Here is a 20,972-nt window from a genome sequence, read left to right as displayed (position 1 = left end):
AAAAGGCTTGGCAGCAAGATCACTCGGGGATAGACTCATTCCACGAAAACGCCCCACGAAAAGAGGAGACTCCGATGAAAACGCTGAAGCAAATGCTGTCCGGCAAACACCGCCCCTTGGCCGTTGTCGCACCAACCGACTCCGTTTTTCATGCTCTGTCCGTGATGGCCCAGAACGACGTCGGCGCCCTGCTCGTGCTCGACGGGGAACAACTGGTCGGCATATTTTCGGAACGGGACTATGCCCGGAAGATCATTTTGCACGGCAAATCCTCGAAGGAAACCCTGGTTCGCGAAATCATGAGCGACCGCGTCGCCTATGTCACGCCGTCGGCCACGCTCGACGAGTGCATGGCACTGATGACCGAGAAGCGCTTCCGCCACCTCCCAGTCCTCAATGAAGATAACAGCATCGCCGGCATGATCTCGATCGGCGACTTGGTCAAGGAAACCATCAGTTCCCAGCAATTCCTGATTACCCAATTGGAGCGCTACATTGCCGGCTGAAAAGGGCGCGGAATCGACACTGCATTTCCGCATTCTTGAGGATATCGCCCGCGACCTGTCGGGGGATATCAACTTTCCGACCTGCATGGATGCGGCCATCATGGTCAGGAACACGCTGAAAGACCCTTACGTCAACCTGGACCGTGTTGCCCTAGCCATCGGCGTCGAGCCCCTGATTTCAAGCAAGCTGCTGCGACTGGCCAACTCGGTGAGCTATAACCCGTCAGGCGTCGCCATCCAGGAATTGTCCAGCGCCATCGGGCGCCTCGGCTTCGAGGCGGTACGCACCACCTCGCTGGCCGTGGCCATGGACCAGATGCTGAAGTCTCGCAACCTTGCGGGCTACGACGAAATCGCCCGCCAAGCTTGGGAATTCTCGATTCAGGTGGCCGCCATCGCCCGCGTCCTGGCCCGTCGCCTCGGCCGGGTCAATCCGGATGAAGCGATGCTGGCCGGCCTCGTCCATAACATCGGGGTTTTTTACCTGCTCTACCGCGCCGCCGAGTACCCCGAATACCGCACTGACAAGCCGGCCATGCTTGCTCTGCTACACGGCTGGGAGGCCAGCATCGGCGAAAGCCTGCTGCACATCCTCGGACTCCCGGAAAGCATTACCGACGCCGTTCGCGATCAAGGCGAGACACGCAACGTCGAAACGCCATGCACCGTGCGCGACGTACTGTACTTTGCTAAATTGCTGGCGGGCGGCCCACAGGAATGGCAACCTGGGCAATTCAGCCCGGCAGAAATCGAAGCGCGCAATGCCGACCAGGCACGCTACGCCGACTTGCTGGAAGAGGCCGAGGAAGACATTCAGGAACTGCGTTCGGCGCTCGCCGCCTGAACCATCTGTGTAGCGGCCGGTCTGACCTCGCACCAAGCTCCCCGACGCGTGTAAGGAATTCGCTGCCGCCAGCGACTAATGAGCATGTAACCGCCAAGGAACTGACATGCTGATACGCCCCCCCGCTGACCATCTGCCATCTGAAATCACCCCGCAGGCACTTTTTGAAAAAAGGCGCCAACTGATTCTGGGTGGCAGCGCCTTGCTAGTAGGCGCCTCAGGAACATTGCCGGCCACTGCGGCAAGCACTGGCGAAAAGCTGGGCAAAACCCGGCCTGGTCCATTTTCCAGCGATGAAAAGCCGACCAGCTTCGAATCGATGACCAGCTATGGAAATTTTTACGAATTCGGCCCCGACAAGGACAGCCCGGCCAAAAATGCCCACCGCCTGCGCACCCGGCCGTGGACGCTCACCATCGATGGCGAAGTCAAGCAGGCCAGGACCTTCGCCATCGAAGACATCCTCAACTGGGCGCCACTCGAAGAACGGACTTATCGCTTGCGTTGCGTCGAAGGCTGGAGCGCCGTTGTGCCGTGGATCGGCTTTCCTTTTGCCGAATTGCTCAAGCGAGTCGACATCACCGGCAACGCGAAATTTGTCGAGTTCTGGAGCCTGGCCGATCGCGAACAGATGCCCTACATTCGCCTGCCGCTGCTCGACTGGCCCTATGTCGAAGGGCTGCGCCTCGATGAAGCCATGCACCCGCTGACCCTGTTCGCGGTCGGCATGTATGGCGAAGTGATGCCCAAGCAAAATGGCGCACCAATTCGACTGATCGTGCCCTGGAAGTACGGTTTCAAGGGGGCGAAATCGATCGTCCGTATCCGTTTTGTCGAAAAGCAACCACAAACGGCGTGGATCAAGGCGGCGCCTGATGAATACGGCTTCTATTCCAACGTTAATCCGGATGTCCCGCATAAACGCTGGAGCCAGAGCCAGGAACGCCGCCTTGGCGAGTTTTTCAAACGCAAGACCCTGCCCTTCAATGGCTATGGCGAGCAAGTTGCCAACCTGTACAGCGGTATGGATTTACGGAAGCATTTCTGAACCATGGCTTCGGCACCGGACCAACGACAACTGCAATTGATCAAGAGCGCCCTTTTCCTGCTTTGCCTACTGCCGCTCGGCCGCCTGCTGTGGGCTGCCTACACCAATGACTTCGGGGCCAATCCGGTCGAATTCGTGCAACGCTGGACCGGCACCTGGACCTTCAACCTGCTGCTGCTCACTCTTTGCGTCACACCGCTACGCGTCCTGACGAAACTGCACTGGCTACTCCGCCTGCGCCGGATGCTCGGTTTGTTTTGCTTCTTCTACGCCACCCTGCATTTTTTGTCGTTTATCGGTTTCGATCACGATTTTGTTGTCAGCGATATCGCCCGGGATGTCCTGAAGCGGCCATTCGTCACGGTGGGCTTTGCCGCTTTCGTGCTGCTGATTCCGCTGGCCGCCACCTCAAACCAATGGGCGATCCGCAAACTGGGCGGCCGCAAGTGGCAGGAACTGCATCGTACGATTTACCTGATCAGTCTGCTGGCGGCAGTGCATTACTTCTGGCTGGTCAAGGTCACCGCCCTGCTCTGGCCCCTGGCTTACTCGGCCGCGCTGGCCCTGCTGCTCGGCTGGCGAGTCCGCGAATGGCGGCGCAAGGCAATTCCGGTGCCGCAGTTCCCGACCGCCAAGCCGCTCAAGTTTTTCAAGCAGAAACCGGAATAGTTACTTCTTGCGCAGACCATCGAGCCGAACGATGGCGCGCCCGTCCGCGGTCTGTTTGGCTTCGGCCTTCCAGGCATGACCATAAACTACCTCGAAGGTAGCAGGCAACTTGCCATCCAGGCGCATGCCTTCGTAAGCGGCACGGGCCGCCGCCCATGAATTGCGGCCGGTCAGGCCATGACGCCGAGCCTTCATCGCACAGGACGAACCGGCCGCCCGCAGGTCGGCAAACACGGCATCGAGATCATCATAGGTTAGCGTGATGACTTCCATGTCCATCACCGGATCGGCAAAGCCGCAGCCGACCAGCATGTCGCCCAGGTCGTGCATGTCGATGAAGCGCTGGGTGTGGGCGTAGCCATCAGCAAAGGCCAGGCGCAGTTCACGCAGCGAATCCGGCCCCAGGGTCGAGAACATGAGCAGTCCGCCGACTTCGAGCACCCGATGCGCCTCCGCCAGGGCCGGCAGCGGGTCGTCCAGCCAGTGCAGCAGCAGGTTCGACCAGATTACTGCGGTCGACCTCGTTTTCAGGGGCAATTTCGCGGCATCGGCGGCCAGGCGTACCGGTTCGGCCGACTTGCCCAGCCCCAGCCAGCGCTGCCAGGCGGCCCGTTGCGGACGAGCCGCACTGAGCATGGCCGGCGCCACATCCAGACCGATCAGTTGTGCGTCGGGATAACGTTCCGCCAGGCTGACCAAACTCGCCCCCCGGCTACAGCCGAGGTCGAGAATGCGCTTCGGCTCGACCTTGACGTAGTCGAGCCGTTCCTGCATCCGACGATCCACTTCGCGAGCGAAGAAATCCCCTTCGGAATAGCTGGCGGCCGCCTTGGAGAAACGTCGACCGACTTGCTGCCGGTCGACAAAGCCAGCGTTCAAACTGCCTTGACGCCGAGACGGGCAAACAGCGCGTCATCGCGATCGACTTCCGGATTGCCGGTAGTCAGCAGATGATCGCCGTAGAACATCGAATTGGCACCAGCCAGGAAACACAGTGCCTGCAGTTCGTCGCTCATTTCCTGACGGCCGGCCGACAGGCGCACCCAGGATTTCGGCATGGTGATGCGGGCCGCGGCAATCGTGCGCACGAACTCGAAGGGGTCGAGACGCGGATTGTCGGCCAGTGGGGTACCGGGAATCGGCACCAGATTGTTGATCGGCACTGATTCAGGCGGCTGCGGCAGGTTGGCCAGCTGAACGATCAGCGCGGCGCGGTTCTTGCGCGACTCGCCCATGCCGATGATGCCGCCCGAGCAGACATTGATGCCGGCATCGCGCACCTGATCCAGCGTATCGAGACGATCATCGTGCGTATGGCTCTTGATCACCTGACCGTAGAATTCCTTGTCGGTGTCGAGGTTGTGGTTGTAGTAGTCGAGACCGGCATCCTTCAGCTTTTCAGCCTGACCGTCCTTGAGCATGCCGAGCGTGACGCAGGTCTGCATGCCGAGCGCCTTGACCTCGCGCACCATGTCGAGGACGCGGTCGAGATCGTTGTCTTTCGGCCCCTTCCAGGCAGCGCCCATGCAGAACCGGGAAGCGCCCTTGTCCTTGGCGGCCTTGGCGGCGGCAACCACCTCATCGAGCGGCATCAGACGTTCGCGCTGGGTATCGGTATCGTAGCGGGCCGACTGTGAGCAGTAGCTGCAATCTTCCGAGCAACCGCCGGTCTTGACCGAGAGCAGCGTCGAGCGTTGAATGGCATTCGGATCGAAATTGGCGCGGTGCACGCCTTGCGCCCGCCAGATCAGATCCATCAACGGCAATTCGTACAATTCGAGCACCTCGGCAACCGTCCAGCGCGGAGCGGTTGCAGACTGCGGATTGGAAGAAACGGCGGCGAGAGTGCTTGCTTGCATGGAGATGGCCTTGCTTGAAAAATACGATAAAAATCAGATACGAAGCGTATCGATAATTATGAATTATCGAGGACACTGCTGACAGATGTCAATTTTACCCCAGGCCAATCTCTTCCGGCGGTTCGGTCGGCGACTCCTCGCCGGCGCCCTGCCCGGCAGTTGCCTGCTGTGTAGCGGCGATAGTGCGCCAAGCCTGATCTGTGCTGCCTGCGAGGCTGATTTGCCGGCGCTGCCCGGCGCCCTCTGCCCGCTCTGCAACGAACAGACCACGCACGGCGAACGCTGCGGCGCCTGCTTGAAGGAGGCTCCGCATTTCGATCGGACCAGCGCTCGTTTCCGCTACGATTTTCCGGTCGACCGCATCATTCACGCCCTCAAGTACGGCCACCAGTTGGCCGTCGCCGACTGGCTCGCCGGGCAAATGCTGGCCCCCCTGACCACTGCCGAGGTTGATCTGATCATCCCGCTACCGCTGCACTACGCGCGCCTGCGTGAACGCGGCTTCAACCAGTCGGCCGAAATTGCTGGCCGCCTTGGAAAATTCCTCAAATTACCGGTCGACCGCAGCACTCTGTTACGCACCCGCGCCACACCACCGCAGGCCGAATTGCCGCTCAAGGAACGGCACAAAAACGTGCGCGGCGCCTTTGAATGTCGCGGCGACTTCAGCGGCCGCCGTATCCTGCTGGTCGATGACGTAATGACCACCGGCGCCACCCTGAACGAGTGCGCCCGGGTCTTGAAGCTGCATGGCGCCAGCACGGTTTGCGTCGTCGTCGCTGCGCGCGCCCTTAAACACTAGCCGGAAAAGCATGTTCTAATCCGCAACCTTGCCACTCACGGAAGCCTGAAACGTGTTCGCCGTCGTTCTCTATCAGCCGGAAATTCCACCCAACACGGGCAACATCATTCGACTCTGCGCCAACACCGGCGCCGAACTGCATCTCGTCGAACCGCTCGGCTTCGATATCACCGACAAATCGCTGCGCCGTGCCGGCCTCGATTACCACGAGTATGCCCGGGTCGTTCGTCACGCCGACTGGGCGGCCTGCAAGGCCGTCCTGGTTGGTCGCCGGCTGTTCGCGATGACCACCAAGGGTCAGGCCAGCCCGTACACGACCGCGCTGCAGGAAAACGATGTATTTGTCTTTGGCCGCGAAACCAGCGGTCTACCGCCGGAAATATTTGCCGAGTTTCCGGCAGAGCATCGCCTGCGCCTGCCGATGCAGGCCGGCCAGCGCAGCCTGAATCTCTCCAACGCTGCGGCCGTCGCGGTCTTCGAAGCCTGGCGCCAGGCCGGCTTCACTGGCTCAGTCTAGGCCAGTTCTTCCTTCGGGTCGCGCGCCATCAACTGCTCGACCGCCTGCGCGGCGCTCAGGCGACCGTCGAGCACCGCTGCCACGGCGGCACTGATCGGCATATCAACGCCGAGCTTGCGGGCCAGTTGATCGACCTCACGGGCCGTGTAAACGCCTTCGGCGACATGACCCAGCTCTTCGAGAATTTGCGGCAAAGACTTGTTTTCGGCCAACGCCAGACCCACGCGCCGGTTACGCGACAGATCGCCGGTACAGGTCAAAATCAGATCCCCCATGCCGGCCAGACCCATGAAGGTTTCGCGCTGCGCGCCGAGGGCCAAACCAAGCCGGGCGATTTCCGCCAGGCCCCGCGTCATCAGCGCGGCACGCGAGTTCAGGCCGAGCCCCAAACCATCGCAGGTGCCGGTCGCAATGGCCAGTACATTCTTGATCGCCCCACCCACCTCGACACCGACCAGATCATCATTGGCGTAGATACGCAGACGCGTCGTATGCAACTGGCGGGCTGCTTCCCGGGCGAAGGCCGGATCATTGGCCGCCAGCGCGACCGCGGTCGGCTGCCCGGCTGCCACTTCCTCGGCAAAACTGGGACCCGACAGCGCACCGCAAATGGCCTGCGGACCCAGCACCTCGGTGACGACCTGGTGCGGCAATTTGCCACTACCGGCCTCGAAACCCTTGCACACCCACAAGATCGGCAAGGTACAGCCCAGCGCCTGCAAGCGTTCGACCGTCGGACGCAGGCCGGCAATCGGCGTCGCCACCACCAGCAACTCGGCCTCGGCCACGGCGGCAGCGAAATCGATCGACACCTGCACCGCTTCCGGCAGCCGGTAACCCGGGAAGAAACGATGATTTTCCCGCGTTTCGCGCAGGTCGACCGCAACATCCTCTTCCCGCGACCACAAGGTGACCTGATGCTTACCGGCAAAGGCGATGGACAGCGCCGTTCCCCAGGCGCCAGCGCCGAGCAAGGTAATCTTCATAAACCCCAGACCTGCAATGAACGAACGTAGCCGGTCGCCCCGTCGCGGTGGCGCACCTTGGCCCAACCGGGCGAAGCCGGCTCGATGAACTCCAGACCGACGCCCTTGTCGATTTCTACAACCAGCGGCGCCTCGATCTTGTCGGACTGGCGGATTTCCGCCTTGGCCGCGGTCACCACCAGCATCCGGCGTTCGCCGAGGTTGCGGGCCTCGATCCAGGCCAGCGTTCCCTCGGCATCGCGGACCTTGCACCAGCCCTCCAGACGCACCACCACCTCGACCGGCGTCTGCGCCTTGATCAGATAGAGTTTTTTGCCCTTCTGCGAGGGGGCGTCATAGAGTACTGCCGCCGGCACGTCGACCGAACGGTAGTCAATGGCCTGCGCTGCTCCGCCAAGGCAGAGCAACGCCAGGGCTGCGATGGTCCGGCGCCGGATCTGCATGATTTACTGAATGGTGACTTCGGTCGGCTCCGAAGCCTGTTCCTGCATGCGCTGCATGTACATGGCTTCGAAATTGACCGGCTGCAGCACGATGGCCTGGAAACCGGCCCGGGTCACTGCGTCGGAAACCGCCTCGCGGGCATACGGGAACAGAATGTTCGGGCAGGCAACGGCAACCAGCGGCTCGATCTGTTCATCCGGCACGTTCATGATGCGGAAAATGCCGGCCTGACCGACTTCGACCAGGAAAACCGTCTTCTCGGCGAACTTGGCCGTCACGGTCACCGTCAGGACAACTTCGAAGACGCCTTCGCCAACGCCACGGGCGCCGGTATTCAGCTGAATTTCGACCTGCGGGGCTTCACGCTCAAGGAAGATTTCCGGCGCATTCGGCACTTCGACCGAGAGATCCTTGACGTAGAGTTTTTCGATGGCAAAAACGGGTTGCTGATTTTGTTCCATGGTCATCTTTCAGTGAATTAATCGGTTTTCAGGCAGCTTCAAGCAGGGGCTTCAGTTCGCCCGCCGCATCAAGCGCATAAAGATCATCACAGCCCCCGACATGGGTTTCGCCGATGAAGATCTGCGGTACGGTACGCCGCTTGGTTTTCTGCATCATTTCATCACGCCGCTCCGGATCGAGATCGACACGCACTTCCTCGATCTCGGTCACGCCACGATTGCTCAGCAACTGTTTGGCCCGAATGCAATAAGGGCAAACTGCCGTCGTATACATCAGGACACGAGCGCTCATTTGTTGCGTGTTCCCTTCTTGACCGGATAACCAGCGCCGACCCAGGCATCGACTCCGCCGGCCAGGCTGTAAACACGGCTGAAGCCGAGTTTGCCCAGTTCGCCGCAGCCCTTGGCCGAACGCATGCCGGCCGCACAGCAAACGATCAGCGGCTTGTCCTTGAACTTCTCGATTTCACTGACCCGGTCGGCCAACTTGGCAAGCGGAATATTACGGGCTTCCGGCAAATGCCCGGCCGCGAACTCATCCGCTTCACGCACGTCGACGATATGAGCATCTTCGCGATTGATCAGTTGGGTCGCCTCGGCCGGATTGACCTCGTTCTTGCCCGACCGCGCAAACATCGGCCAAAGCAGGCCAAGACCACTGATCACGACAATCGAAATCAGCAGGATATTCTGATTGATAAACTCCATCGGCATTACTTAACTCTCCACACCACAAAAAACTTCACGCATCATGCCGACCAGCTGCAGCGTACGTTGATCACCCACCCGATAAAACACACGATTGGCATCCTTGCGCGTCAGCAACACGCCCTTCTCGCGCAAGATGGCCAGATGCTGGGAAATATTGCTCTGCGAGGTACCGACCGCATCGACGATCTCCTGCACACATGCCTCCTGATCACCAAGCACACAAAGAATCTTGAGGCGCAGCGGATGCGCGATGGCCTTGAGCGCGCGGGCGGCCATCTCGATGTGTTCCTGCTTCTCGATCAGGTTGAAGGAAGGCTTTTCCAAGATAATAAAACCCCGTTATCGGTTAATGGATCATTATAAAATAACGATTTGCATTTCACCGACCTTAATTAACATCAATCCGTAATCGTACGCCGACAAAAAAGCACTGCGGACTCCAACCAAACTAACGAGCCCAGGCGACCAGAACGGCAGCACAAGCTCTTGCGAACCCCCTCCCCAAAAAATCTCCGGTCGATGCAGACTCCTGCGCTCGCCTTGCTGCTTGCCGCAGCTTTTGCCTCGCCCCTGGCCAGTGCAGCCAAGCCACCGGCAAGCTCGGCCAAGCCCGCCAACGCAACGCCTGAAATTGCCGAAAAACAGGCCGACCTCGGCGAACTCCGTGGTCGCATCGAAGGCTTGCGCAAGGAACTGAATGCCAGCGAGGAAAACAAGGCCGACGCGGCAGACCGCTTGCGCGAATCGGAACGCCAAATCTCCCGCTTGCAGCGCGAACTGCTTGAACTTACCGAGCAGCGCGGTCAACTGCAAAAAAAGCTGAAAGATCTGGAGTTCCAGTCACACGAACTGAGCAGCACACTTGCTCAGCAGCAAGCACAGTTGGAAAAGCTGCTCTACAAGCAATACCTGCGCGGCACGCCGGATTCGCTGCAACTCCTGCTGAACGGCAACGACCCTAACCAGATGGCGCGCGACCTGCATTACCTGTCGGCCATCGCCCTGACCCGGGCCGAACTGATGGGCGAGATCAACGCTACGCTGGACCGAAAGAAAGCACTGGCCGCCAATGCCAAGGAGCGTGCCGAAGAACTACAGGATGTCGAGACCCGGCAACAACAGCGCCATGCCGAACTGGAGAAGCAGCGGGCCGAGCGGAAAGCGCTCTACGCCCAGATTTCCGACAAGGTGAATAGCCAGCGCAAGGAAATCGGCAACCTGCAACAAAACGAGAAACGACTGACCCAGCTCATCGACCGCCTGTCGAAAATTCTTGCCGCCCAAGCCGCCCAGGCGGCGCGCGCGGCAGAAGCAGCCAAGGCCGCGGAAGCCGCCCGCCTGGCCGAAGCGGCCAAACAGAAAGCGAAACCGCGGCCGCAGCCGGAAGAGAAGGAGCCGAACCGCCCGGCGCCGGTTGCCGAAGCCAGTCGCCCCAAAACAGTCGAAGCCGAGAACCGCTACGAGCCTGTCGCCAGCGACGGCAGCTTTGCTCGCCAGCAAGGCAACCTGCGTCTGCCAGTACGGGGCGTAGTTTCGGGGCGTTTCGGCACGCCGCGTGAAGGCGGCGGCACCTGGCGCGGACTCTTCATCAAGGCCGGCAGCGGCAGCGAAGTCAAGGCCATCGCCGGTGGCAGGGTCGTTTTTTCCGAATGGATGCGCGGTTTTGGCAATCTGCTGATCGTCGACCACGGCAATGCCTATCTCTCGATCTACGGCAACAACGACTCGCTGCTCAAGCACGTCGGGCAAGCCGTCAAAGGCGGGGAAACGGTAGCCACTGTCGGCAACAGCGGGGGCAACCCGGATTCCGGTTTATACTTTGAACTCCGCCACCAAGGGCAACCGATCGACCCGATGAAATGGGCCAGTTTGAAATGAGCAAAGCGAAAACCATCAGTTTGGCATTAGGCGGCTTTGTCGCCGGCGCCCTTATCAGCCTGCACATCCCGGCCCTGGCCGACAAGGAAGTGAAACCCGGCTTGCCGATCGACGAGTTGCGTACCTTTGCCGAGGTCTACAGCGCCATCAAGCAGGGTTACGTCGAACCGGTCGAAGACAAGAAGATGATCACCAATGCCATTTCCGGCATGCTGTCCAATCTCGACCCGCATTCCGCCTACCTCGACGCCGATGCCTTCAAGGATCTGCAGGTTGGCACCCAGGGTGAGTTTGGCGGCCTCGGCATCGAAGTCGGCATGGAAGACGGTCTGGTCAAGGTCGTTTCACCGATCGAAGACACCCCGGCCTACCGTGCCGGCGTCAAGGCCGGCGATCTCATTTTCAAGCTCGACGACACGCCGGTCAAAGGTCTGACCCTGAGCGACGCCGTCAAGAAAATGCGCGGCAAGCCGAAGACGCCGATCAAGATTTCCATCATCCGCAAGGGTGAAAGCAAGCCGATCGAAATCACGCTGGTTCGTGAAGTGATCAAGGTCCAGAGCGTCAAGTCCAAGCTGGTCGAACCCGGCTACGGCTGGGTGCGCATCACCCAGTTCCAGGAAAACACCATTGGCGAACTGGCCAAGGCGGTCAGCGGCCTGTACAAGGACGGCAACAAGCTGCAAGGCCTGGTCCTCGATCTGCGCAACGACCCGGGCGGCCTGCTCAACGGCGCCATCGGCGTCTCGGCGGCCTTCCTGCCGCCGGATGTCAAGGTCGTTTCGACCGACGGTCGTACCGAGGATGCCAAGCAGGAATTCAAGGCACGCGCCCAGGATTACCTGCGCGGCTCCAAGGAAGACCCCCTGAAGAGCATGCCGATCGACATCAAGAAGGTGCCGATGGTCGTGCTGGTCAATGGCGGTTCGGCCTCGGCCTCAGAAATTGTCGCCGGCGCCCTGCAGGACCACAAGCGAGCCATCATTGTCGGTACGCAAACCTTCGGCAAGGGCTCGGTGCAGTCCGTCCTGCCCCTTCCCGGCAACACGGCCATCAAACTGACCACGGCCCGTTACTACACGCCGGATGGCCGCTCGATTCAGGCCAAGGGGATCGTCCCCGACATCATCGTCGAAGAAACGGCAAACGGCAGCGCTGGCGGCATGCGTATCCGCGAAGCGGACCTTGATCGTCACCTGATCAATGACCGCGAGAAGGAAGCCGGTAAGGACGCGGCCAAACCCGAAAGCAAGCCGGAAGCCAAACCGCAGGCGAAGCCGCAGAGCAAGTCCGGCAAGGACAAGGGCAGCAAGGACGACGCCGAGGATGAAGTGCCGGCACGCATGGAATATGCAAGCAAGGGCGACTACCAGTTCCAGCAAGCGCTGAATCTGCTCAAGGGCTTGCAGATCATGCAGGGCAAAGCAAAGGACTAGTGCTCAAGGGGGAAGTGCGATGAGTTCGTCTGACCTGAAAAAGCAACGCGAGATATTGTTCGCCAAATTCCCCCCCGGCCAGGTGCCCGAGGCAGCAGATGACCTCGGCCACCTGGACGAGGTGGAGGCAGCGCCAAAGATCGAGAAACGTGCGGTGGCCGTGGCTTACGAGTTGCAGCAGCACACGCTGCAGGAACTCGAGGCGCATCTCGAAGACAAGGGCTACCATCTCGATAACACGCTGATGAGCAAACTGACCCGGGCCTTGATCCATTACGTCGAGGACACCCAGTTGCACAATCTGGGTGCTCCGGAAAAACGCCTCAAGCGCTCGTCGCAGGAAGCCTACGTGCACGCCTGGGAACACCGCCCGCACGGCGACCACGACGACACCCCGCCGGAGTGGCGCGAATACAAGTGACGGACGAGCAGCTTCTTCGCTATAGCCGACACATTCTGCTGGATGCACTGGGGATCGAAGGTCAGGAACGCATCCTGGCGACCCACGCGCTAATCATCGGCGCTGGCGGCCTCGGTTCGCCGGCGGCGCTCTACCTGGCTTCAGCCGGCATCGGCAAAATCACGCTGGTCGATGACGACAGCGTCGACTTCACCAACCTGCAGCGCCAGATCCTGCACACCCAGGCTCGCGTCGGCATGGCCAAGGCCGAATCCGGCCGCCAGGCGCTGGCCGCGATCAATCCGGAAATTGAGATCGTGCCCTTGCAGGCCCGTCTCTCCGGCGCGGCACTGGACGATTTGGTGGCAAGCGCCGACCTCGTTCTCGATTGCACCGACAATTTCGCGACCCGTCACGCCATCAACCGCGCCTGCGTCCATCACAGAAAACCCTTGGTCTCCGGCGCCGCGATCCGCTTCGATGGCCAGATCAGCGTCTATGACCTGCGCCGCGACGATGCGCCGTGCTACCACTGCCTCTTCCCGGAAGGGGAGGATGTCGAGGAAGTGCGCTGTGCGGTGATGGGCGTTTTTTCCCCGCTAACCGGCATCATCGGCACCATGCAGGCGGCAGAGGCGCTGAAACTGGCAGCCGGCATCGGCGAGAGCCTGAGTGGTCGCCTACTACTGCTCGATGCGCTCGATATGGAGTGGCGCACCGTCCGCTTCAAGAAGGACGGCGGCTGCGCCGTCTGCGGCCCTACTGCGGCCGGGCAACTACCCGGATATCTGCCCCGACCTGACGCAGATCACGAATCTGCAACGGGTGCTTGTCGTCTAGCGTAGTCAGCGCCGGCAGGTTGAACAGCCCGCTCGCCTCGTGGCCGATCAGGCAAGGCGCCAGATAGAGCAGCAACTCGTCGACCAGGCCTTCACGGAGCAACGAGCCGTTAAGTTTGAAGCCGGCCTCGGCGTGCACTTCGTTGACGCCGCGCTGCGCCAGTGCTTCCAGCAAGGCCTTGAGTTCGACCTTGCCGGCAGCGTTGGGCAGAATTAGCACTTCGGCGCCGGTCGACCGCAGCAATGCCGCTTTTTCGGCATCGTCGACCGCGCCGGCAATCAAGACCGGGCCACCCTGCAGAACCCTCGCGCTCAGCGGCGTTTCCAGCCGGCTATCAACCACCACGCGCAGCGGCTGGCGCGTCGTTTCGACATCGCGGACCAGCAGTTGCGGATCATCGTCGCGCACCGTGCCGATACCAGTCAGGATGGCACAGGCCCGAGCGCGCCAGGCATGGCCGTCGCGCCGCGCATCCGGCCCGGTGATCCACTGGCTGGCGCCGTTGTTGAGGGCCGTCTTGCCGTCCAGGCTGGCCGCCGCCTTCAGGCGCAGCCACGGCCGCCCCCGGGTCATCCGCGAAACGAAGCCGATGTTCAGTTCGCGCGCTTCGTTTTCCAGCAGGCCGGCTGCCGTCTCGATGCCGGCCGCCTGCAATATGGCCAGGCCCTTGCCGGCGACCAGCGGATTGGGATCGGTCATCGCCGCGACGACGCGGCTCACCCCCGCCGCAACCAGGGCTTCGGCGCAGGGCGGCGTACGACCGTGATGGCTGCACGGCTCCAGGGTGACATAGGCGGTGGCGCCTCGCGCCTGCTCGCCGGCTGCGCGCAAGGCGTGAACTTCGGCATGCGGCTCGCCGGCTTTTTCATGCCAGCCCTCGCCAATGATTTCGCCATCGCGCACCAGCACACAGCCGACTCGCGGATTGGGCGATGTCGTCCATAGCCCGCGCTCGGCCAGCTGCAGGGCGCGGGCCATCATGCCGTGGTCGACGGCGCTGAAATTCATTTTTTCTTGGGAGTCGGTGAAACTTCGCGAATCGCCCGGGAAAAGGCATCCACGTCTTCAAAATTGCGGTAAACCGAGGCAAAGCGGATATAGGCCACCTTGTCGAGCTTCTTCAATTCACGCATGACCAGCTCGCCGAGCTGTTGCGTACTGACTTCCCGCTCGCCAGCAGTAAGCAGCATTTCCTCGATATCGGCCACCGCCGCATCGAGCGACTCGATCGAGACCGGCCGCTTGCGCAAGGCCAGCTCAAGACTGGCCCTCAATTTGTCGCGATTGAATTCGGTACGCAGACCGTTCTTCTTGACCACCTGCGGCAGGCGGATTTCCGCCCGCTCGTAGGTGGTAAAACGTTTGTCGCAGGCATTGCACTTCCTGCGGCGACGAACGACGTCACCTTCGTCATTCAGACGAGTATCGGCAACTGCCGTTTCATCCGCACCGCAGAAAGGGCATTTCACTGGCGCTTAGGCCCCGTAAACCGGGAACTTCGAGCACAGTTCGGCGACCTTGGCGCGCACCTTGGCAGCCACTGCCTCGTCGTTCGGCGCGTCAAGCACGTCGGCGACCAGATGGGCAACCGTTTCGGCTTCGATTTCGGTGAAGCCGCGAGTCGTCATGGCCGGCGAACCGATACGGATACCGGAGGTGACGAACGGTTTCTGCGGGTCGTTCGGGATGCCGTTCTTGTTGACCGTGATGTGGGCACGGCCGAGGGCAGCTTCGGCATCCTTGCCGGTGATGTTCTTGGCGCGCAGGTCGAGCAAAAAGACGTGGCTTTCGGTACGGCCGGAAACGATGCGCAGGCCGCGCTCTTCACCCAGCACACGGGCCATGACACGGGCGTTGGCGATGACCTGTTCCTGGTAGTTGCGGAATTCCGGCGTCGCGGCTTCCTTGAAGGCGACCGCCTTGGCAGCGATGACGTGCTCCAGCGGACCGCCTTGCAGCCCCGGGAAGATGGCGGAATTGAGGGCCTTTTCGTGCTCGGCCTTCATCAGGATGACACCACCGCGCGGGCCGCGCAGGGTCTTGTGGGTGGTCGAGGTGACGACATCGGCGAACGGCACCGGATTCGGGTAGAAACCAGCGGCGATCAGGCCGGCGTAGTGGGCCATGTCGACCCAGAAAATGGCGCCGACTTCTTTGGCGATCTTGGCGAAGCGTTCCCAGTCGATACGCAGGGCGTAGGCCGAGGCACCGGCGACGATGATTTTCGGCTTGTGCTCGCGGGCCAGCGCTTCCATCTTGTCGTAGTCGATCTCTTCCTTTTCATTCAGGCCGTAGGAGACGACGTTGAACCACTTGCCGGACATGTTCAGTGCCATGCCGTGGGTCAGGTGACCACCTTCGGCCAGACTCATACCCATAATCGTGTCGCCCGGCTTGGCAAAGGCCATCAGCACGGCCTGGTTAGCCTGCGAACCGGAATTCGGCTGGACGTTGGCAGCTTCGGCGCCGAACAGCTTCTTCAGGCGATCGATCGCGATCTGCTCGGCGATATCGACGTATTCGCAGCCACCGTAGTAGCGCTTGCCCGGATAGCCTTCGGCGTACTTGTTGGTGAGCTGGGAGCCTTGGGCTTCCATGACTGCGTTGCTCACGTAGTTTTCGGACGCGATCAGTTCGATGTGGTCTTCCTGACGCTGGACTTCGGCCTGCATGGCCTGCCAGAGTTCAGGGTCAACTTTTGCCAGGGTGTCTTTCGCGGAAAACATGGGGAATGCCTCAAGCCATTGAAAAGGGCAGGAATTTTATCACGAGGGAAGCTCGTCGAGCGCCCCCGCCTCCAGATGCTCGGTTTCAGCCCAAGTTTCGATGTGCCAGCGGCCGTCGACCGCAGCAATCCAGTTCAGGCCGGCATTCGGAATCAGGAAGTCGCGCGGCGTTTCCAGGCTGTTGCCACGCACGAAGCGGTTGATGATGTCGAGCACGCCCCCATGCAGCACGACAACGACATTCTGGCCCGGATGGCAGGCGGCAATTTCCTGCAGCTTGCCGGTCACGCGCTCGAACATCGCCAGCAGGCTCTCGCCATTCTCGAAGTCGTAATTGGCATTACGCCCTTCGAAGGCGGCATAGCCGGCTGGATATTTTGCCTTCGCTTCGTCATAGGTCAGCCCTTCGAAAACGCCGTAGCGGCGCTCACGCATCTCGGGCACCGCCACCGGGGCCAGCCCGAGCGCTCGGCCGATGGCCTGCGCCGTGGCCCAGGCGCGCTTGAGATCGCTGCCATAGACGGCCGCAATGCCGGCCCCCCGCAGCCAGCGCCCGGCCGCCTCGGCCTGGCGCATGCCGATCTCGTTCAAACCGATGTCGATCTGCCCCTGAATTCGACGGGCAGCATTCCATTCCGTCTCGCCGTGACGCACCAGACAGATACGGGTTGGCTGGCTTGTAGGGATTTCCACCATGTTCGCTCTATGACCTTCGCGGTAAATTTCGATCAGTGGGATTTTCCATTAACCCCGGACCATCTAGAAGCCGGGAATTTTACCAATCGAGGAGGACTTTCCGTGACCCTTCTGCTCAAGCTCTCGCAGCTGATCGACTGGCTCAATGAGCGCGTCGGCAAAGGTGCGTTCTGGCTGGTGCTGCTGATGACTGTCATCAGTGCAGGCAACGCCACCGTGCGTTTCATCTTCAACTACAGTTCGAACGGCCTGCTGGAAATCCAGTGGTACCTGTTCGCCGCTGTCTTCATCCTCTGCTCGCCCTACACGCTGCAGAAAAACGAGCACGTCCGCATCGACGTCGTGTCCGGCAAGCTGTCGCCCCGAAGCCAGGCCGTCATCGACATCATTGGGACGCTGTTCTTCCTGCTGCCCATGGTCATCGCCGTCCTCTGGCTGTCGCTGCCGCTGGTCGCCGACTCGATCAAGATCAATGAGATGTCGGCCAACGCCGGCGGCCTGATTCGCTGGCCGGTCAAGATCCTCTTGCCGATCGGCTTCACGCTGCTCGCCCTGCAGGGCATTTCCGAACTGATCAAGCGCGTCGCCTTCCTGGCCGGCCTGATCGCCGACCCGAACAGCAAGGCCGCCGGCCCGACACCCGAAGAAGAACTGGCTGCCGCCATTGCCGCCGCCAAAGCCAAGGAGGCCAAATAATGGAATGGATTATCGGCAACATGGCGCCGCTGATGTTCGGCGCCCTGGTTCTCTTCCTGCTGTTCGGCTACCCGGTCGCCTTCGCGCTGGCCGCCAACGGCATCGTCTTCGGCCTGCTCGGCATCGAACTCGGCCTGCTCCAGCCGGCCCTCTTCCAGGCATTGCCGGAGCGCATCTTCGGCATCATGGCCAACGACACGCTGCTCGCCATCCCCTTCTTCACCTTCATGGGGCTGGTGCTTGAGCGATCCGGCATGGCGGAAGATCTGCTCGACACCATCGGCCAACTGTTCGGTCCGCTGCGTGGCGGTCTCGCCTACGCCGTCATCTTCGTCGGCGCCCTGCTCGCCGCGACGACCGGCGTGGTCGCCGCTTCGGTGATCTCGATGGGTCTGATCTCGCTGCCCATCATGCTGCGCTACGGTTACGACAAGCGCCTGGCATCCGGCGTCATCGCCGCTTCCGGCACCCTGGCCCAGATCATCCCGCCGTCACTGGTTCTGATCATCATGGCCGACCAGCTCGGCAAGTCGGTCGGCGACATGTACGAAGGCGCAATGATCCCGGGTCTAATCCTGACCGGCCTCTACGTCGGCTACGTCGTCCTGCTCACCATCATCAAACCGAACGCCGCCCCGGCCCTGCCGCCGGAAGCCCGCAGCCTGCGCGGCTTCAAGCTGGCGGTGCGTGTTCTGACGACGATGGTGCCGCCGCTGGTCCTGATCTTCCTGGTCCTCGGCACCATCTTCCTCGGCATCGCGACGCCGACCGAAGGCGGCGCCATGGGCGCAGCCGGCGCGCTGATCCTGGCCGTTGCCCGCAAGCGCCTGTCCTGGAAGCTGCTCAAGCAGGCCATGGAAACCACCGGCAAGCTGTCCTCGTTCGTGGTCTTCATCCTGGTCGGCTCGACGGTATTCGGCCTGGTCTTCCGGGCAGTGAACGGCGACCTCTGGGTCGAGCACCTGCTGCTCTCCCTGCCCGGCGGCCAGTTGGGCTTCCTGATCGTGGTCAACGTCCTGGTCTTCCTGCTCGCCTTCTTCCTCGACTTCTTCGAACTGTCCTTCATCATCGTGCCGCTGCTCGGGCCGGTGGCCGACAAGCTGGGCATCGACCTGATCTGGTTCGGCGTGCTGCTCGGGGTGAACATGCAGACCTCCTTCATGCACCCGCCGTTCGGTTTCGCGCTGTTCTATCTGCGCTCGGTGGCACCGGCCTCGATCAAGACGACGGACATCTACTGGGGTGCCATTCCCTTTGTCTGCATCCAGATCATCATGGTCGCGCTGATCATCATCTTCCCGAACATCGTCAGCTACGGCGACGACGCACAACGCGAAGCGGCGCGCCTGGAAAAAGCCGGCGAAGGCCCGGCCCCGGTCGATCTCGACACCCTGATGCAAGGCGACCAGAACGAAGGCGCCAAGAGCCAGGATCCGAGCACCGACCTGCTGAAGAACCTGCAAGGCGACAAATAAGCCGTAGCCATACCGGCAACGAACAAAGGCGGGGTTTCGACCCCGCCTTTTTTATTTCATAGGCGCCGTCTATATCGTCTATCAACACAAAACATTGGCATGAACACAGAAGGCCGGGCAGAATTGAAATATAGGCATTTCCAGCGGTTGACCGCCGGAATCCCCCACCACCAGCCTCTGAAGGGAGCACATCATGGATATTGGAATCAGCAAAAAAGATCGTGAAAAAATTGCCGAAGGCCTTTCCCACCTGCTGGCCGACTCGTTCACGCTTTACCTGAAGACCCACAACTTCCACTGGAACGTCAAAGGCCCCATGTTCAACACGCTGCACGTGATGTTCATGGACCAATACACCGAACTGTGGAATGCACTGGACCTGATCGCCGAACGCATCCGTGCCCTCGGCGTGGCCGCCCCCGGTACCTACCGTGAATTCGCTAAGCTGACCGTTATCCAGGAAAGCGAAGGCGTGCCGACCGCAACCGAGATGATCAAGCAACTGGTCGCCGGCCAGGAAGCAGTCACCAAGACCGCCCGCGGCATCTTCCCGCTGGTCGACAAGGCGGGCGACGAACCGACCGCTGACCTGCTGACCCAGCGCATGCAGATTCACGAAAAGAATGCCTGGATGCTGCGCAGCCTGCTCGAAGACTAAAGCGCGCCGCCGTGTAAGCCAGGCAATAAAAAACCCGCCGGAAGGCGGGTTTTTCTTGGTCGGTAGGCTTGCTTAGCGGTGTGACTGCAGGAAGGAGTCCATGCGCATTTCAGCAATACTGAACCAGGCATTCTGGCTCTTGCGGTACTTGTCGAACTCGGTATAGATCTTCTTGAAAGCCGGGTTCTTGCTCGATTCGTCAGCGTACAGCTCCTGGGCAGCCTTGTAGGCGGCAGCAAGAATCTCGTCAGAGAACTTCTGCAGCTTGACGCCGTTCTGCAACAGCTTGGAGAGCGCGATCGGGTTCTTGTGATCGTACTCGGCCATCACCGTCACGTTGGCCTCGTAGGCTGCGGCCTGGAAGGCTTCCTGATAGTCCTTCGGCAGCTTGTCCCATTCCTTCTTGTTGACGAAGAAGTGGAAACAGGTGCTCGGCTCCCACCAGCCCGGGTAGTAGTAGTTCTTGGCAACCTTGTAGAAGCCCAGCTTTTCGTCGTCGTAGGGACCGATCCACTCGGCGGCATCGATCGTGCCTTTTTCCAGCGCCGGGTAGATGTCGCCACCGGCGATCTGCTGCGGCACGACGCCGAGTTGCGAGAAGACGGTGCCACCGAGGCCGGCGATGCGCATCTTGATGCCCTTGAGGTCAGCCACGGTCTTCACTTCCTTGCGCCACCAGCCGCCCATCTGGGTACCGGTGTTGCCGCCGAGGAAGGAGACGACGTTGTAGTTGGCATAGAACTCGTCGAGCAGCTTCTGACCGCCGCCATAGTAGATCCAGGCATTCATCTGGCGGGCATTCATGCCGAACGGCACAGCCGTGCCAAAACCAAAGGTCTTGTCCTTGCCGACGTAGTAGTAGGAGCAGGTATGGCAGACTTCGACGGTACCTTGCTGCACAGCGTCCAGCGCCTGCAGGCCGGGAACGATTTCACCGCCGGCGAAAACGCGAATGTCGAACTTGCCGTTGGTCATCGCACGCAGGCGATTGGCCAGCACTTCGGCACCACCATAAACGGTATCCAGGCTCTTCGGGAAGCTGGAGGTCAAACGCCACTTGATAGTCGGCGCCGACTGGGCGAAGGCCGGGGCAGCCACGGTTGCGGCAGTGCCGGCAGCGGCACCCAGCGAAGCCTTCTTGAGAAAATCACGACGTTGCATTCTGTCTTGTCTCCGGGGAATAAAATACGTCACGACTGTGACCTGCTGATTCTAATCATCCCGTTCATTCCGAATACTGCTGAAATCCCTTATAGGCAGCATGAAAAAACCCCGCGCTGCATAACAGGGCGGGGTTTCCGAATCGACAGCCCCGCGGGG

General features: G+C 61.0%; 26 protein-coding genes. 13 read left to right on the top strand and 13 right to left on the bottom strand.

Features of this window, described 5'->3' with window-relative positions; all coding sequences use genetic code 11:
• Positions 1-74: 74 nt before the first annotated feature.
• The 4 genes from AT959_RS04905 (at position 75) to AT959_RS04890 (ending at position 3,067) form a co-directional block, all read left to right on the top strand.
• Positions 75-506, top strand: coding sequence for a CBS domain-containing protein (locus AT959_RS04905; RefSeq protein WP_066881194.1), 432 nt, complete (start codon positions 75-77; stop codon positions 504-506).
• Positions 496-1,350 (top strand): HDOD domain-containing protein, encoded by an 855-nt coding sequence (locus tag AT959_RS04900; protein ID WP_066881191.1) that lies wholly within the window; start codon positions 496-498, stop codon positions 1,348-1,350. Before AT959_RS04905 ends, AT959_RS04900 begins: the two co-directional genes overlap by 11 nt.
• 106 nt (positions 1,351-1,456) lie before the next feature.
• Entirely contained in the window at positions 1,457-2,398 is a 942-nt protein-coding gene (msrP, locus tag AT959_RS04895; RefSeq protein ID WP_066881189.1) for a protein-methionine-sulfoxide reductase catalytic subunit MsrP, read from the top strand.
• Between the two features lie 3 nt (positions 2,399-2,401).
• Entirely contained in the window at positions 2,402-3,067 is a 666-nt protein-coding gene (locus AT959_RS04890) for a protein-methionine-sulfoxide reductase heme-binding subunit MsrQ (RefSeq protein WP_066881187.1), read from the top strand.
• Here AT959_RS04890 and AT959_RS04885 read toward each other — a convergent pair whose 3' ends face one another.
• Together AT959_RS04885 and bioB are read right to left on the bottom strand one after the other, a co-directional pair.
• Positions 3,068-3,946 carry a methyltransferase domain-containing protein gene (locus tag AT959_RS04885; protein ID WP_066881185.1) on the bottom strand — a complete coding sequence of 293 codons (879 nt, stop codon included), beginning with the start codon at positions 3,944-3,946 and terminating at the stop codon, positions 3,068-3,070.
• Positions 3,943-4,926, bottom strand: coding sequence for a biotin synthase BioB (gene bioB, locus AT959_RS04880; RefSeq protein ID WP_066881183.1), 984 nt, complete (start codon positions 4,924-4,926; stop codon positions 3,943-3,945). The genes AT959_RS04885 and bioB overlap by 4 nt, the downstream gene beginning before the upstream one ends.
• 85 nt (positions 4,927-5,011) lie before the next feature.
• Here bioB and AT959_RS04875 point away from each other — a divergent pair, with 85 nt between their 5' ends.
• Both AT959_RS04875 and AT959_RS04870 read left to right on the top strand, forming a co-directional pair.
• Complete coding sequence (locus AT959_RS04875; protein ID WP_066881181.1) at positions 5,012-5,728, top strand: ComF family protein; 717 nt, start codon at positions 5,012-5,014, stop codon at positions 5,726-5,728.
• A gap of 52 nt (positions 5,729-5,780) precedes the next feature.
• Positions 5,781-6,245, top strand: coding sequence for a tRNA (cytidine(34)-2'-O)-methyltransferase (locus AT959_RS04870; protein WP_066881179.1), 465 nt, complete (start codon positions 5,781-5,783; stop codon positions 6,243-6,245).
• Here AT959_RS04870 and AT959_RS04865 read toward each other — a convergent pair.
• The 6 genes from AT959_RS04865 to AT959_RS04840 are packed head-to-tail and all read right to left on the bottom strand — an operon-like array spanning position 6,242 to position 9,123.
• On the bottom strand, positions 6,242-7,231 hold the full coding sequence (locus tag AT959_RS04865; protein ID WP_066881177.1) for an NAD(P)H-dependent glycerol-3-phosphate dehydrogenase: 990 nt from the start codon (positions 7,229-7,231) through the stop codon (positions 6,242-6,244). The genes AT959_RS04870 and AT959_RS04865 overlap by 4 nt on opposite strands.
• Positions 7,228-7,674: an SH3 domain-containing protein gene (locus AT959_RS04860; protein ID WP_066881173.1), complete on the bottom strand. Its 447-nt coding sequence runs from the start codon at positions 7,672-7,674 to the stop codon at positions 7,228-7,230. The genes AT959_RS04865 and AT959_RS04860 overlap by 4 nt, the downstream gene beginning before the upstream one ends.
• A gap of 3 nt (positions 7,675-7,677) precedes the next feature.
• Positions 7,678-8,136, bottom strand: coding sequence for a protein-export chaperone SecB (gene secB / locus AT959_RS04855; RefSeq protein WP_066881726.1), 459 nt, complete (start codon positions 8,134-8,136; stop codon positions 7,678-7,680).
• A gap of 28 nt (positions 8,137-8,164) precedes the next feature.
• Positions 8,165-8,428 (bottom strand): glutaredoxin 3, encoded by a 264-nt coding sequence (gene grxC, locus AT959_RS04850; protein ID WP_066881170.1) that lies wholly within the window; start codon positions 8,426-8,428, stop codon positions 8,165-8,167.
• Positions 8,425-8,850: a rhodanese-like domain-containing protein gene (locus tag AT959_RS04845; RefSeq protein ID WP_205629831.1), complete on the bottom strand. Its 426-nt coding sequence runs from the start codon at positions 8,848-8,850 to the stop codon at positions 8,425-8,427. The genes grxC and AT959_RS04845 overlap by 4 nt, the downstream gene beginning before the upstream one ends.
• Before the next feature lie 3 nt (positions 8,851-8,853).
• Positions 8,854-9,123: an ArsR/SmtB family transcription factor gene (locus tag AT959_RS04840; RefSeq protein ID WP_066881722.1), complete on the bottom strand. Its 270-nt coding sequence runs from the start codon at positions 9,121-9,123 to the stop codon at positions 8,854-8,856.
• A 243-nt stretch (positions 9,124-9,366) separates the two neighbouring features.
• On the opposite strand from AT959_RS04840, the gene AT959_RS04835 reads away from it, so the two are divergent.
• From AT959_RS04835 to AT959_RS04820, 4 genes are read left to right on the top strand one after another with little or no spacing between them, the layout of a single operon-like run.
• A complete protein-coding gene (locus AT959_RS04835) occupies positions 9,367-10,725 on the top strand; it encodes a murein hydrolase activator EnvC family protein (RefSeq protein ID WP_066881168.1) in 1,359 nt (452 codons plus the stop codon).
• Complete coding sequence (locus tag AT959_RS04830; protein ID WP_066881720.1) at positions 10,722-12,161, top strand: S41 family peptidase; 1,440 nt, start codon at positions 10,722-10,724, stop codon at positions 12,159-12,161. The genes AT959_RS04835 and AT959_RS04830 overlap by 4 nt, the downstream gene beginning before the upstream one ends.
• Positions 12,162-12,180: 19 nt before the next feature.
• Positions 12,181-12,582: a hypothetical protein gene (locus AT959_RS04825; protein ID WP_066881166.1), complete on the top strand. Its 402-nt coding sequence runs from the start codon at positions 12,181-12,183 to the stop codon at positions 12,580-12,582.
• Positions 12,579-13,406: a HesA/MoeB/ThiF family protein gene (locus tag AT959_RS04820; protein WP_240481722.1), complete on the top strand. Its 828-nt coding sequence runs from the start codon at positions 12,579-12,581 to the stop codon at positions 13,404-13,406. Before AT959_RS04825 ends, AT959_RS04820 begins: the two co-directional genes overlap by 4 nt.
• On the opposite strand, the gene ribD is transcribed toward AT959_RS04820, so the two are convergent.
• Genes ribD through AT959_RS04800 form a run of 4 tightly spaced genes read right to left on the bottom strand, consistent with a single transcriptional unit; the run spans position 13,321 to position 16,823 of the window.
• Positions 13,321-14,409 carry a bifunctional diaminohydroxyphosphoribosylaminopyrimidine deaminase/5-amino-6-(5-phosphoribosylamino)uracil reductase RibD gene (ribD, locus tag AT959_RS04815; protein ID WP_066881164.1) on the bottom strand — a complete coding sequence of 363 codons (1,089 nt, stop codon included), beginning with the start codon at positions 14,407-14,409 and terminating at the stop codon, positions 13,321-13,323. The genes AT959_RS04820 and ribD overlap by 86 nt on opposite strands.
• A complete protein-coding gene (gene nrdR, locus AT959_RS04810; RefSeq protein ID WP_066881163.1) occupies positions 14,406-14,870 on the bottom strand; it encodes a transcriptional regulator NrdR in 465 nt (154 codons plus the stop codon). The genes ribD and nrdR overlap by 4 nt, the downstream gene beginning before the upstream one ends.
• A gap of 6 nt (positions 14,871-14,876) precedes the next feature.
• Positions 14,877-16,127 (bottom strand): serine hydroxymethyltransferase, encoded by a 1,251-nt coding sequence (gene glyA, locus AT959_RS04805; protein ID WP_066881162.1) that lies wholly within the window; start codon positions 16,125-16,127, stop codon positions 14,877-14,879.
• Between the two features lie 39 nt (positions 16,128-16,166).
• Entirely contained in the window at positions 16,167-16,823 is a 657-nt protein-coding gene (locus tag AT959_RS04800) for a histidine phosphatase family protein (protein ID WP_066881161.1), read from the bottom strand.
• 102 nt (positions 16,824-16,925) lie between these two features.
• Here AT959_RS04800 and AT959_RS04795 point away from each other — a divergent pair, with 102 nt between their 5' ends.
• From AT959_RS04795 to AT959_RS04785, 3 genes are all read left to right on the top strand, one after another.
• On the top strand, positions 16,926-17,519 hold the full coding sequence (locus AT959_RS04795; protein ID WP_066881158.1) for a TRAP transporter small permease subunit: 594 nt from the start codon (positions 16,926-16,928) through the stop codon (positions 17,517-17,519).
• On the top strand, positions 17,519-18,994 hold the full coding sequence (locus tag AT959_RS04790) for a TRAP transporter large permease (RefSeq protein WP_066881155.1): 1,476 nt from the start codon (positions 17,519-17,521) through the stop codon (positions 18,992-18,994). The genes AT959_RS04795 and AT959_RS04790 overlap by 1 nt, the downstream gene beginning before the upstream one ends.
• Positions 18,995-19,187: 193 nt before the next feature.
• Positions 19,188-19,652 carry a Dps family protein gene (locus AT959_RS04785; RefSeq protein ID WP_066881153.1) on the top strand — a complete coding sequence of 155 codons (465 nt, stop codon included), beginning with the start codon at positions 19,188-19,190 and terminating at the stop codon, positions 19,650-19,652.
• A 72-nt stretch (positions 19,653-19,724) separates the two neighbouring features.
• On the opposite strand, the gene AT959_RS04780 is transcribed toward AT959_RS04785, so the two are convergent.
• On the bottom strand, positions 19,725-20,813 hold the full coding sequence (locus AT959_RS04780) for a TRAP transporter substrate-binding protein (RefSeq protein WP_066881152.1): 1,089 nt from the start codon (positions 20,811-20,813) through the stop codon (positions 19,725-19,727).
• Between the last annotated feature and the right edge of the window lie 159 nt (positions 20,814-20,972).

The sequence above is a fragment of the Dechloromonas denitrificans genome (assembly GCF_001551835.1).
Lineage (GTDB): Bacteria > Pseudomonadota > Gammaproteobacteria > Burkholderiales > Rhodocyclaceae > Azonexus > Azonexus denitrificans.
The sequence above is the reverse complement of the archived record's forward strand: the minus strand, read 5'-3'. Positions and strand labels throughout refer to the sequence as shown.